This is a genomic window from Arthrobacter sp. BPSS-3 (assembly GCF_044628475.1).
Taxonomy (GTDB): Bacteria; Actinomycetota; Actinomycetes; order Actinomycetales; family Micrococcaceae; genus Arthrobacter.
Map to the genome: position 1 here is coordinate 90,223 of NZ_JBIMMV010000001.1, position 12,159 is coordinate 102,381.

The following is a 12,159-nucleotide window of genomic DNA, read 5'->3' on the forward strand; positions in this document are numbered from 1 at the left end:
GCTCCACCCATGAAAATCATTGCCGCCGACGTCTTCGTCACCAGCCCGTCCCGGAACTTCGTGACCCTCCGGATCACCACGGAGGACGGGGTGACCGGCATCGGGGACGCCACCCTCAACGGCCGCGAACTGGCCGTCGCCGCGTACTTGAAGGAACACGTCGCCCAGCTGCTGATCGGCAAGGACCCGCACCGGATCGAGGACACCTGGCAGTTCCTCTACCGCAGCTCCTACTGGCGCCGCGGCCCGGTCACCATGGCCGCGATCGCCGCCGTCGACATGGCGCTCTGGGACATCAAGGGCAAGCTCGCCGGGATGCCCGTCTACCAGCTGCTCGGTGGCGCCTCCCGCAACGGGCTCCGCGCCTACGGCCACGCCTCGGGCTCGGACCTGCCCTCCCTGTTCGACTCGGTCCGCGAACACCTGGAGCTGGGCTACAAGTCCATCCGGATCCAGACCGCGGTCCCCGGGATCAAGGCCGTCTATGGGGTGGCTGCGCAGGCCCAGGCCTCCGGTGAGCGGTACGACTACGAACCGGCCGGGCGCGGCGCGTTCCCGCAGGAGGAGGACTGGGACACCCGCGCCTACCTGCGACACCTCCCGACCGTTTTCGAAGCGGTCCGGAACGAGTTCGGCCCGGAACTGCCGCTGCTGCACGACGGCCATCACCGCATGACGCCCATCCAGGCCGCCAAGCTGGGCAAGGCTCTGGAACCCTACGACCTCTTCTGGCTGGAGGACTGCACCCCGGCCGAGAACCAGGAGGCGCTGCGGCTGGTGCGGCAGCACACCACCACCCCGCTGGCGATCGGCGAGGTCTTCAACACCGTTTACGACTTCCAGGCCCTGATCAAGGAACAGCTGATCGACTACGTGCGGGCCGCCTCCACCCACTTCGGCGGCATCAGCCCGCTGAAGAAGGTGATGGACTTCGCCGCCCAGTACCAGGTCAAGTCCGGCTTCCACGGCCCCACGGACATCTCCCCGGTGGGCTTCGCCGCACAGCTGCACGTGGGCCTGGCCATCCACAATTACGGCATCCAGGAGTACATGCAGCACTCGGCGGCCACCAACGAGGTCTTCGAACAGTCGATGACCTTCACCGACGGCTACCTGCACCCGGGGGAGGAGCCCGGACTGGGAGTGGAATTCAACGAGGAAGCCGCCGCCGCGTACCCCTACCAGCAGGCCTACCTGCCCTACAACCGCCTGGTCGACGGGACCGTCCACGACTGGTGACCGGCAGTGCCGGGGGCCGGGCGGGGCCGGCGTCGCCCGGCATCACAGGGCCGGGCGTCCCAGGAGCTGACAACGCACAGAAGGCCCCGGGCGGCGAGTCGAGGCTCAGCCGGCCGGGGCCTGGTCTGTGGATGGTGCGGCGCGCCGGTATTCCGGTCTGCGCCGTCGGGCGGGCCTAGTGGATCAGTTCCCGGGTCATGCCGAAGGGGACCTGGTCCGAGAGCGCCGCGGTGTAGTGGCCGGGCTTGTGGCGGGTCAACAGGATGCCGTGGGTGCCGGTGAGCATGGCCACCCGCTGCAGGCCCTGGACCGCGTCGTTGAGCCGCTCGTCCAGCAGCCGCCGGCTGTCCACCTGGATCTCAATGCACTCGTTGGCTGTGGTCATCGGAACTGCCTCTCCCGGAGCGTCCCCTGCGCACCATTTCACCCCGCTGTGTCACCGTGCGGACCACGGCTGAAGTGAGATTAGCCTCTGGGTTAAATGTGAGTCAAATCACCACGCGGGCGGCGCGCCGGAGCATTTTCCCGGGGTCCGGCGCCGTCAAGAGCCCGGCTCCCAGCAAACCGGGATAATCTTCCCTGAACATTAATGGCCACGGAGTGAAAAGGCGGACGCGGGCAATGGCGCAAGACCAATCAGGAGAACGCCCGGGCTGGTGGCGGGTCTTCCACGACAAGTTCGTCGTCGAAGAGCGGTACATGGAGCCCGAGGACCGCCGCAGGCTCTACCGCACCGGCGCCATCCTCATGGTCGTCGGCGCCGCGCTGTTCACCTTCATCCTGATCAGCGTCCTGACCCACACCGGCATCAGCGTGGTGGACGAGCCGATCCGCTCCGGCCTGGTGGCCCTGCGCGGCGAGCCCGCCACCACCATCATGATCATCCTTGCGATCGTCTTCGGCCCGATCGGCCTGCCCATCATCATCCTGGTGGTGACCGTCGCCTGGGGCCTGCTGGCAAAGCACGCATGGCGCCCCATGGTGCTGGCCGGCGCCATGCTGACAGGCGTCATCCTGGCCCAGCTGATCGGCCACGCCGTCGAACGCCACCGCCCCCCGGTGGACCTGATGCTCTTCGGCGCCGACGCCACCTTCTCCTTCCCCTCCGGCCACGTCCTGGGCGCCTGCGACTTCCTGCTGATCACCAGCTTCCTGGTCTTCTCGCGGCGCCGGAACCCGCGGGCCGCCGTCGTCGGTTTCACCGTCGCCGGGATCGGCATTGTCTTCGCCGCGCTCAGCCGGCTGTACCTGGGGTATCACTGGACCACCGACGCACTGGCCTCGCTGTCCATCTCCTTCGTGATCCTGGGCGCGGTCATACTGCTCGATACGTGGCGGACCGTCCGCATCCCGGGCGAGCCGGTCACCGGCGAGCTCTCCAAGAAGGAAGCCGCCGCGGAGTAGGCCCCCGACGGCGCGCCGCTCCTCTAGCGGGCCGCGCGCCGCTGCGCCTCCTTGCGCCGCTCAAGCTCCCGGCGAAGCCCGGCGTTGGCGGCCTCCAGCTCCAGCACCTTGGCGACGCCGGCCAGGTTCAGGCCCTCCGCCAGCAGCTCACCAATCCGCCGCAGCACGGCAAGATCCGTCTCGCTGTATTGCCGGGTGCCGCCCGCCGTGCGGTCGGGCGTCAACAGGCCCTTGCGCTCGTACAGCCGGATGTTCTGCTGCCCCGTGCCCACGAGGCCGGCCACCACCGAAATCGCGTAGACCCCCACGTCGTCCCCCCGTTGCGCCATGCTGCCCTCCTTCGGGTCGACGCCGCCGCGGCGCCGGAAAATCCTCTTGCACCAGTTTCACGCCGGTGCTATAAAAAAACTATATCCGCCACCATAGATAATCCATAGGTGGGAGGGGCGGCGGATAGCCCGAAAACCTGAAGGACTCTCGGATGAAGGAGTGGGAAATGATGTTGATGCGTACGGACCCGTTCCGTGAACTGGACCGGCTGACCCAGCAGGTCTTCGGAACCACGGCGCGGCCTGCCGCGATGCCGATGGACGCCTGGCAGGAGGACGGCGAATTCGTCGCCGCCTTCGATCTCCCCGGCGTCAACGTCGACTCGGTGGACCTCGACATCGAACGGAACGTCCTGACCGTCCGGGCCGAACGCCGTGACCCGACCCAGCCGAACGTCGAGATGATCGCTTCGGAGCGGCCCCGCGGCGTCTTCAGCCGCCAACTGATCCTGGGCGATTCGCTGGACACGGAAAACATCAAGGCGAGCTACACCGACGGCGTGCTGACCCTGCGCATCCCGGTCCTGGAAAAGGCCAAGGCGCGCAAGATTGAGATCACGCACAGCCAGGACAGCATGCACGAGATCGCCAAGTAGCGCCGGCGGCATTGCTGCCGGTTTGGGGCGGGATCCGGTGCCCTCGGGCGCCGGGTCCCCGCCGTCCCCAAGTAGCAGTCGAAAGGTGCCGTCCGAAGGAGGGGCCGTGAACCGTGACCCGCGGGGTCTGTATGCGGCGCTGGGCGTCGGGCCGGATGCCACCGGCGCTGACATCCGGCGCCGGTACCGGGCGCTGCTGCGTAGCCTGCACCCCGACGTCGGGGCGCCGGGAGGGGAGGACGTGCGCCGGGTCCTTGAGGCCTTCGCCGTGCTCCGCCACCCGGAATCCCGGGTCAATTACGACCCGGCCTACGGGCGGACCGATGGCTTCGAGCGCGCCGCCGGCCGGGACATCCCGGTGCGGCGGCATGCGACGCAGCCGCTGGTCCGGGTCACCCCGGTGCGCTGGGAACGCGGACCGTGGTGACCCGCGGCCGCCGGGACCCTGCACCCCCACCACAGCTGGATAAGAGGAGGGCAGCCATGAGCGCATGGCGGCAATACGATTCACACCTGATTCCCGCCTTCCACGAACGCTTCGAGGAACGCTGGGGCGAGGGCACGGCACCGTTCCTTGACCCGGAGGCGCACGAACTTCCCCTGCCGCGCGCCCAGTGGATCAACGTCGACACCGGCGCGGCGCTGGCGGTGGTGCCGATCTGGGCCGCCGAGGACAGCCAGCACCGCTCGTTCGGGGTCTTCTACCTGCCCCCGGCGGGCGACATCTGGGTCCTGCGCCCCGGCTTCACCGCCTACCTGGAGCCCGCGGCGGACGACGCCGAGCAGCTGCTCACCCTGCGCAATGACGCGTTCAAGAAGGCCGTGACGCACGCGAAGGAGTTCCTGTTCGGCCCCGACGGCGTGCACTACTGAACCTGCACTCCGGGCGGCGGCCGGCCGCGGCACGGCGGCTCGGGCCTGGGGTTTAGGAAGCGCCCCGCTCCGGGCCTAAGATCAATCAATCACCAGCGCAACTGCATAGGGGAACCACCGATGAAAGCTTCCGCCCGCGATCTGGCCGCCATCCTGCCCGCAGGGTTCACCATGGGCGTGGCCACGGCCGCGTTCCAGATCGAAGGCGCGCTGGACGAGGACGGCCGGGGCAAATCCGGCTGGGATGTCTTCGCCGCGGTGCCGGGCGCGATCGTGGACGACCACAGCCCGGTCATGGCCTGCGACCACTACCACCGGATGCCCGAAGACGTCGCGCTGATGAAGGACCTGGGCATCGACTCCTACCGGTTCTCGCTCTCCTGGCCGCGCATCCAGCCCGGCGGCAGCGGCCCGGTCAACCCCAAGGGCCTGGACTTCTATGACCGGCTGATCGACCTGCTGCTGGCCAACGGAATCGCCCCGATGGCCACCCTCTACCACTGGGACACCCCGCTGGAACTGGACGAGGCCGGCGGCTGGATGAACCGGGACACCGCGTACCGCCTGGGCGAGTTCGCCGAGATCGCGGCCGCGGCCTACGGTGACCGCGTGGCACGGTGGGTCACCATCAACGAACCCGCCACGGTCAGCGCCAACGGGTACATGCTGGGCGTCCACGCCCCCGGCGAATCGCACATGCTCAAGGCCCTGCCCAGCGTCCACCACCAGCTCCTCGGCCACGGCCTGGCGCTGCAGGCCCTCCGGGCCGCCAAGGTCCCGGGCGGGATCGGCATGACCAACGTCTATTCGCCGATGGTCCCGGCGTCCATCAACCCCCTGGACAAGGTCAGCGCCGGCATCATGGACATGGGGCAGAACCGGCTCTACGCCGATCCCGTCCTGCTGGGCAAATACCCGGACGCCATCCGTGCCGCCACCTTCTTCTCCTCCTTCAGCCCCTCCAAGGAGGACATGGAGCTCATCTCGCAGCCCCTGGACTTCTATGGGCTGAACTACTACATGCCCACCCGGGTCGCGGCCGGCCCCGGCGAGGGCACCGTGCCGGAGGGCATGGCGGAGGCCATGGGCAACGACCTGAACGGCGGCGGGGGAGCGACGCCGTTCCACGTCGAGAGCTTCCCGGACACCGAGCTCACCGCCTACGGCTGGCCGATCAAGCCCGACTACATGGCCGTGGCGCTGGCCGAGATGGCCGAGCGCTACCCCAACCTGCCGCCGGTCTACATCACCGAGGGCGGCGCCAGCTTCCAGGACCTGGAAATCCACGACGCCGAAGGCCGGCTGATCGTGCCGGACGAGCGTCGCGTGCGCTACCTCGCCGAGCACATCGAGGCGGCCATCGAGGCGACCTCCCCGGGCGGTTCGGCGGAATCGATCGACCTGCGCGGCTACTACGTGTGGTCCCTGCTGGACAACTTCGAATGGTCCGCGGGCTACCACCAGCAGTTCGGCCTGCTGCACGTGAACCGGGACACCATGGAGCGCACGCCCAAGGCCTCGTTCCACTGGCTCCGCGAGGTCATGGCGGCCCGGCGGGCGGCGGCAAGCACGCCGGCCGAAACCAGCCCGAAGGAATCCGCACCGGCCGAAGCCGGCCCGGCGGAAACCGCGCCGGCGGCCGGCTAGAGCAGGTTGAGTTCCTGCAGGCGCTTGACCATTCCGGCGCCGTCGGGAGAGTAGATCCACGGCACCCCGGACGCGCTGTGATCGCCGCTGCCCGAGTGGCCGCCGGCCAGCACCGCCTCACCGGCGGAGAGCTGCCGGATCCCGATCGCCGCCACCTGGCTGGCGTGCTCCCGCACGAAGTCCGAGTAGATCTCCTCATCGTGCTGGCCGTTGTCGCCGAAAAGCAGCCAGCGCATGTTGGGGAACTCGGTGGCCAGCAGTTCCAGGTTCCGGCGCTTGTGGTCCTGGCCGCTGCGGAACCAGCGGTCGTGGGTCAGGCCCCAGTCGGTGAGCAGCAGCGTCCCCTGCGGGTAGAGATTGCGGGTCATGAACCGGGCCAGGGTGGGCGCCGCGTTCCACGGCCCGGTGGACAGGTAGATCACCGGCGCCTCCGGGTACTCCACCATCAGCCGGTCCATCAGCACGGCCATGCCCGGGGTGGCCATCCGGGCGCGTTCGTTCAAAACGAAGGTGTTCCACAGCGCCAGGAACGGGCGGGGGAGGGCGGTGACCATGATCGTGTCGTCGATATCGGAGACGATGCCCAGCGTGGTGTCCGGGGAAATGACATAAATCCGGGCCTCAGCGGGCTCGGTGCCCTCGGCGTGGATCGTGGCGGTGTGCCAGCCCGGTTCGAGCCGCACGGGGATCACGGTGTCCACGATCCCGCCGCGGTCGGCGTGGACCGTCGTCGTGACGCCGCCGATCTCGATCTCCACCTCGACGAACTGGATCGGCACCGAGGTGAACGCGCGCCAGCCGCGGATGTTTTGGTTCCCGTTGAGTGCCACCTGCTCGGCCCGGCTGCCGGGTGCCGGTTTGCTGGTCAGCAGCACCCGGGCCAGGACCCGGACCCATTCGGTGGAGCCGTACCCCTGGTAGGCGATGGTCTGCGGCGAGAACTTCCAGCGGCGCGCAGCCTTCAGGCGCAGGTGGTTTACCGAATCCGAGACCACGTGCGCGAGCCGCAGCGCCTGACTGGCTGACGGGGCGGACCTGGGGGCGGGTTGTTGGGGCGCCATTTCCATGACACCACTCTCCCACAGCGTCAGGGCGGCCCCAGCAGATCCCGCAACGACAGGGCGTTGCGCACCGCGTGCCCGCCGCCGTCGTTGTTGAAGTAGACGTAGACGTCCCGCCCGGCGTCCAGCCACTCGCCAATCCGCGCCGCCCACCAGCGGAGGTCGTCGTCCGGGTAGGAGCCGGCGTACAGCCGGTCCGGGTCCGGGCCGTGCAGCCGGACGTAGACGAACGGCGCGGTGGCGCGCAGGATGCAGGGCAGGCCGGCGCCGCTCATCACGCAGTACGCCGCGGCATGGCGCTCCAGCAGGGCGTACACCTCCGGATGGTCCCAGCTGGGGTGCCTGAACTCCACGCTCACCCGGATCCACCCGGGCAGCGCCGCGAGGAAGTACTCCAGCCGCGCGTCGTCGCGTTCCAGGTCCGGGGGCAACTGGACCAGCAGCACACCCCGCCGCTCGCCCAGCTCGTGCCATCCGCGGACGATCCGCTCCGTCCACGCCTCCGGCCCGTAGAGCTTCCTGCCGTGGGTCAGGCCCCGCGGTGCCTTGACGGACAGGACGAACCCTTCCGGGAGCCGCTCCCGCCAGCCGGCGAACGAGCTCTCCCGCGGCCAGTGGTAGAAGCTCGCGTTCAGCTCAACCGTGTCGAGACGGGCGGCGTAGTAGGCCAGCCGCTTGGCCGCGGGCAGCCCGGGCGGGTAGAATACGCCCGCCCAGTGGTCGTAGCTCCAACCGCTGGTCCCGATGTGGGCCGTCCCGCGCGGAGGCCGCGCCTGCCCTGGCTGATCCTCCGGCATGGGAGGGATCCTAGCCCAGGCCCGTATGGCACGCTAAGAGCCATGGCACGCATCGAGGATTATGCAATGGTCGGCGACCTGCACACCGCCGCCCTGATCAGCACCGAGGGTTCGATCGACTGGCTCTGCCTGCCGCAGTTCGACTCGCCGGCCTGCTTCAGCGCCCTGCTGGACACCCCGGAGGCCGGCCGCTGGCTGCTCGCACCGGCCGGGGGCGGCGAATGTACCCGCCGGAAGTACCGCAAGAACACCCTCATCCTCGAGACCGAGTGGGAAACCCCGGAGGGCAAGGCCAAGGTCATCGACTTCATGTCCCCGCGCGACGGCGCCGCGGACATCGTCCGGATCGTGGTGGGCATCCGCGGCAGTGTCCGGATGCGCGGCCAGCTGGCGCTCCGGTTCGACTACGGCAACATCATCCCGTGGGTCCGCCACGACGAGCACGGCATCCACGCGATCGCCGGGCCCGACGCCGCCTACCTCGTCACCGACGCCCCGCTGCGCGGCGAGCACCTGCAGACCGTCTCCGATTTCACCGTCAAGGCCGGCCAGCGGATCCCGTTCGTCCTCACCTGGTCCCCGAGCCACCTGGGCCGGCCGCGGAAGGTGGACCCGGAGGCGGTGTTGGAGGCCACCGAATCCTTCTGGCTGCAGTGGGCGGACCGGTGCCGGATCACCGGCCCGTACCGGGAGCCCGTGCTGCGCTCGCTGATCACGCTCAAGGCCCTCACCTTCGCCCCGACCGGCGGGATCGTTGCCGCCGTGACCACGTCCCTGCCGGAGGAACTCGGCGGCGAACGCAACTGGGACTACCGGTACTGCTGGCTGCGGGATGCGACCCTGACGCTGCAGGCGCTGCTGGCGTCCGGCTACTCCGAGGAGGCCGGGGCGTGGCGGGACTGGCTGCTGCGCGCCGTCGCCGGAGACCCCGCGGACCTGCAGATCATGTACGGCCTGCACGGCGAACGCCGGCTGCCGGAACTGACCCTCGACTGGCTGGCCGGCTACGAGAAATCGACGCCGGTCCGGGTCGGCAACGCCGCCGCCGGGCAGCTGCAGCTGGACGTCTGGGGCGAGGTGCTGGACGGGCTGGCGCTGACCCGCTCGGCCCTGCTGCAGCATCCCGACGAGTCCTGGGATGTCCAGGTGGCCCTGATGGAGCACCTCGAGACGGCCTGGGACCAGCCGGACAACGGACTCTGGGAGATGCGCGGACCGCGCCGGCACTTCACCCACTCCAAGGTGATGGCCTGGGTGGCGGCGGACCGGATGGTCAAGGGCGTGCGCGACTTCCACCTGCCCGGCCCCGCCGACCGCTGGGAGGACCTCCGGGACCGGATCCACGCAGACGTCATGGCCAACGGGTTCGACGCCGAACGCAACACCTTCGTCCAGTCCTATGGCCGGCCGGAACTGGACGCCAGCCTGCTGCTCATCCCGCGGGTGGGCTTCCTGCCGCCGGACGATCCGCGGGTGATCGGCACCATCGAGGCCATCCAGCGGGAACTGACGCACGACGGTTTCGTACTGCGCTACCGGGTGGAGCAGAGCGACGACGGCGTCGCCGGCGGGGAGGGCGTCTTCCTGGCCTGCTCGTTCTGGCTGGTGGAGGCCCTGCTCGGGGCCGGTCGGCGCCGCGAGGGCGAGGAGCTGTTCAAGCGGCTCCTGGCGCTGCGCAACGACGTCGGCCTGCTGAGCGAAGAATGGGGCGTCGAGGAGGCCCGGCAGCTGGGCAATACCCCGCAGGCCTTCAGCCATTTCGCCCTGGTCCGCACCGCGTTGCAGCTGGAGCCGGAGAAGGCGGACCTCGGCAGCTCACCGCTTCGGCCGCATTAAGCGCGGCGCCGGCAGCCGCCCCCGCAGGACGCCGGGGACTTTCCTCCAGAGCTTAGATAAGTATACTTACTAACGTCCCCCACGAGGGGAACAGCACTGAAGGAGTTGGCGATGGCAGGATACTTTGAGCTCGTAGACGCACCCGACGGCGGGTACCGGATCCGGATGATTGACGCCGCAGGGGACCTGATGGCGGTCTCCGTGACCTTCCCGACCAAGCGTGCGGCGGTGGCCGGGATCGCCCAGGCCCGCGAGATCGCGGGGACCGGACTGGTCCGGGACCGCAGCGGCGACGGGCAGACCGCGATTATGGCATCCATGGCCAAGCGGCGCACGGCGGGTGCGGGGCGTGGATCCTCCCTCACCGGCGGCACGCTGGCTGCGACGAAGCGAACCCGTGCCCATCACTGACCACCCGCGCGCGGCCGTCCTCTTCGACGTCGACGGCACGCTGGTCGACTCCTCCTACCTTCACACCCTGGCGTGGTGGCAGTCCTTCCGCCAGGCCGGCCTCGACGTGCCGATGGCGAGCATTCACCGCTCGGTCGGCATGGGCGGGGACAAGCTGCTGGATCATCTGCTGCCGGACCGGGACCGGGACGGCGACGACGCCCTCACCGCCTCGCAGGCGGCGGTCTTCGCCACGTACTGGCCGGCGCTGCGACGCACCGACGGGGCCCGCGAACTCCTGGTCCAGTGTCACGACGTCGGGCTCGCCGTCGCCCTCGCCTCCTCCGCCCACGGGCGGGACCTGGAGATGCTGCGCGCCGCGATTGACGCCGACGCCTTCCTGCACGCGGCCACCAGCTCGGCCGACGCGGAGGAGAGCAAACCGCAGCCGGACATCCTGGTCGCCGCGCTGGAGGCCGTGGGCGTTGCCGCGGCTGACGCGGTCTACGTCGGCGATTCGGTCTGGGACATCAAGGCCGCCGCCAAACTCGGCATTCCCACGGTCGCCGTGACCTGCGGTGGCACCAGCGAGGCCGAATTGCGCGACGCCGGCGCGGCCGAGGTCTACGAAAATCCGCGCGCCCTGCTCGCCAACCTCGCCGGCAGCGCCATCGGGAAGCTCGCCGCGCGGAGCCGCTGACGCACTGGCACCCGGCGCTGGCCGCCGGTGGAGTGAACCGTGCCCCGCGCCGGTCCCGCCCATAGTTTTCACCGAAAGATTCGACCCGAGAGAGAGGAATGCGCATGCAGGCACTCACATGGCAGGGCAAACGATCCGTGAGCGTGGAAGAGGTCCCGGATCCGGTCATTCAGGAACCGACGGACGCAATTGTGAAAATCACCTCGACCGCCATCTGCGGCTCCGATCTGCACCTATACGAGGTCCTCGGCCCGTACATGCACAAGGGTGACGTGATCGGCCATGAGCCGATGGGCGTCGTCGTCGAGGTAGGCAGCGCCGTCACCAATCTGGCGATTGGCGACCGCGTGGTCATTCCCTTCAACATCTCCTGCGGCAATTGCTTTATGTGCAACATGGGGCTGCAGTCCCAATGCGAGACCACCCAGGTCAAGGAGAAGGGCTCCGGCGCGTCGCTGTTCGGCTTCTCCGAGCTGTACGGCTCGGTGCCTGGCGGCCAGGCCGAATACCTGCGCGTCCCGCACGCAGATTATGGTCCGATCAAGGTGGGCTCGGAACTGCCGGACCAGCGCTACCTCTTCCTCTCGGACATCCTGCCCACCGCGTGGCAGGGCGTGAAGTACGCCGATGTGCCCAAGGGCGGAACCCTGGCCGTGATGGGGCTGGGACCCGTGGGGCAGTTCGCCTCGCGGATCGGCCGGCACCTAGGGCTGCGGGTCATCGCCGTGGATCCAGTGGCCGAGCGGCGTGCCATGGCCGAGCGGCACGGCGTGGAAACCCTCGACTTCTCCAAGGACGTGGCCGAAGAGTTGCGCTCCATGACCCAGGGCCGCGGCGCCGACTCCGTGGTGGACGCCGTCGGCATGGAGGCGCACGATTCGCCGGTTGCCTCCTTCATGCAGCACGCGGCCGGGCTGCTCCCGGACAAGCTGGCGCAGAAGACGTTCGAGAGCGCCGGGGTGGACCGGCTCTCGGCCCTGCATACCGCCCTCGACGCGGTCCGCCGCGGCGGCACCGTCTCCCTGAGCGGCGTCTACGGCGGCGAGGCCTCGCCCATGCCGCTGATGTCCATGTTCGACAAGCAGATCCAGCTGCGGATGGGCCAGTGCAACGTCCGCCGGTGGACCGAGGACCTGTTGCCGCTGGTGGAGGACGACGCCGACCCGCTGGGCGTCATGGACCTTGTCACCCACGAGGCCAGCCTGAGCGAGGCCCCGGCCATGTACGAGATGTTCCAGAAGAAGCAGGACGGCTGCATCAAGGTGGTCCTGAAACCCTAGGCTGCCG

At 69.2% G+C, this 12,159-nt stretch carries 14 protein-coding genes; 10 read left to right on the plus strand and 4 right to left on the minus strand.

From position 1 onward, the window contains the following. Positions 1 to 9 precede the first annotated feature (9 nt). Positions 10 to 1,239: a D-mannonate dehydratase ManD gene (gene manD, locus ACFVY3_RS00450; RefSeq protein WP_290256191.1), complete on the plus strand. Its 1,230-nt coding sequence runs from the start codon at positions 10 to 12 to the stop codon at positions 1,237 to 1,239. Between the two features lie 175 nt (positions 1,240 to 1,414). Here the strand turns inward: manD and ACFVY3_RS00455 are convergent, their stop codons facing one another. After that, positions 1,415 to 1,624 (minus strand): hypothetical protein, encoded by a 210-nt coding sequence (locus tag ACFVY3_RS00455; protein WP_290256190.1) that lies wholly within the window; start codon positions 1,622 to 1,624, stop codon positions 1,415 to 1,417. A gap of 236 nt (positions 1,625 to 1,860) precedes the next feature. Between ACFVY3_RS00455 and ACFVY3_RS00460 the strand changes: the two genes are divergently transcribed. Then, positions 1,861 to 2,643 carry a phosphatase PAP2 family protein gene (locus ACFVY3_RS00460; RefSeq protein WP_400158400.1) on the plus strand — a complete coding sequence of 261 codons (783 nt, stop codon included), beginning with the start codon at positions 1,861 to 1,863 and terminating at the stop codon, positions 2,641 to 2,643. A 23-nt stretch (positions 2,644 to 2,666) separates the two neighbouring features. On the opposite strand, the gene ACFVY3_RS00465 is transcribed toward ACFVY3_RS00460, so the two are convergent. Then, on the minus strand, positions 2,667 to 2,972 hold the full coding sequence (locus tag ACFVY3_RS00465) for a MerR family transcriptional regulator (protein ID WP_400158401.1): 306 nt from the start codon (positions 2,970 to 2,972) through the stop codon (positions 2,667 to 2,669). Between the two features lie 170 nt (positions 2,973 to 3,142). Between ACFVY3_RS00465 and ACFVY3_RS00470 the strand changes: the two genes are divergently transcribed. The 4 genes from ACFVY3_RS00470 to ACFVY3_RS00485 all read left to right on the plus strand — a co-directional run bounded on the left by ACFVY3_RS00470 (position 3,143) and on the right by ACFVY3_RS00485 (position 6,088). Further along, entirely contained in the window at positions 3,143 to 3,568 is a 426-nt protein-coding gene (locus ACFVY3_RS00470; RefSeq protein WP_290256484.1) for an Hsp20/alpha crystallin family protein, read from the plus strand. Between the two features lie 106 nt (positions 3,569 to 3,674). Next, complete coding sequence (locus ACFVY3_RS00475) at positions 3,675 to 3,995, plus strand: J domain-containing protein (protein WP_400158402.1); 321 nt, start codon at positions 3,675 to 3,677, stop codon at positions 3,993 to 3,995. A 56-nt stretch (positions 3,996 to 4,051) separates the two neighbouring features. After that, on the plus strand, positions 4,052 to 4,441 hold the full coding sequence (locus ACFVY3_RS00480) for a hypothetical protein (protein ID WP_377971828.1): 390 nt from the start codon (positions 4,052 to 4,054) through the stop codon (positions 4,439 to 4,441). Between the two features lie 120 nt (positions 4,442 to 4,561). Further along, positions 4,562 to 6,088, plus strand: a complete 1,527-nt coding sequence (locus ACFVY3_RS00485; RefSeq protein WP_400158403.1) for a GH1 family beta-glucosidase — start codon at positions 4,562 to 4,564, stop codon at positions 6,086 to 6,088. Here the strand turns inward: ACFVY3_RS00485 and ACFVY3_RS00490 are convergent. Both ACFVY3_RS00490 and ACFVY3_RS00495 read right to left on the minus strand, forming a co-directional pair. Further along, positions 6,085 to 7,155 carry an App1 family protein gene (locus ACFVY3_RS00490; RefSeq protein WP_400158404.1) on the minus strand — a complete coding sequence of 357 codons (1,071 nt, stop codon included), beginning with the start codon at positions 7,153 to 7,155 and terminating at the stop codon, positions 6,085 to 6,087. The two genes, ACFVY3_RS00485 and ACFVY3_RS00490, sit on opposite strands and share 4 nt — an antisense overlap. Positions 7,156 to 7,175: 20 nt before the next feature. Continuing rightward, positions 7,176 to 7,946 carry a DUF72 domain-containing protein gene (locus tag ACFVY3_RS00495; RefSeq protein WP_400158405.1) on the minus strand — a complete coding sequence of 257 codons (771 nt, stop codon included), beginning with the start codon at positions 7,944 to 7,946 and terminating at the stop codon, positions 7,176 to 7,178. A gap of 42 nt (positions 7,947 to 7,988) precedes the next feature. On the opposite strand from ACFVY3_RS00495, the gene ACFVY3_RS00500 reads away from it, so the two are divergent. The 4 genes from ACFVY3_RS00500 (at position 7,989) to ACFVY3_RS00515 (ending at position 12,152) form a co-directional block, all read left to right on the plus strand. Then, a complete protein-coding gene (locus ACFVY3_RS00500) occupies positions 7,989 to 9,782 on the plus strand; it encodes a glycoside hydrolase family 15 protein (RefSeq protein ID WP_400158406.1) in 1,794 nt (597 codons plus the stop codon). A 111-nt stretch (positions 9,783 to 9,893) separates the two neighbouring features. After that, positions 9,894 to 10,193, plus strand: a complete 300-nt coding sequence (locus tag ACFVY3_RS00505; protein WP_290256181.1) for a DUF1508 domain-containing protein — start codon at positions 9,894 to 9,896, stop codon at positions 10,191 to 10,193. Further along, positions 10,180 to 10,872 carry an HAD family hydrolase gene (locus ACFVY3_RS00510; protein ID WP_400158407.1) on the plus strand — a complete coding sequence of 231 codons (693 nt, stop codon included), beginning with the start codon at positions 10,180 to 10,182 and terminating at the stop codon, positions 10,870 to 10,872. The genes ACFVY3_RS00505 and ACFVY3_RS00510 overlap by 14 nt, the downstream gene beginning before the upstream one ends. A gap of 104 nt (positions 10,873 to 10,976) precedes the next feature. Further along, positions 10,977 to 12,152 carry a zinc-dependent alcohol dehydrogenase gene (locus ACFVY3_RS00515; protein WP_364133903.1) on the plus strand — a complete coding sequence of 392 codons (1,176 nt, stop codon included), beginning with the start codon at positions 10,977 to 10,979 and terminating at the stop codon, positions 12,150 to 12,152. Positions 12,153 to 12,159 lie beyond the last annotated feature (7 nt).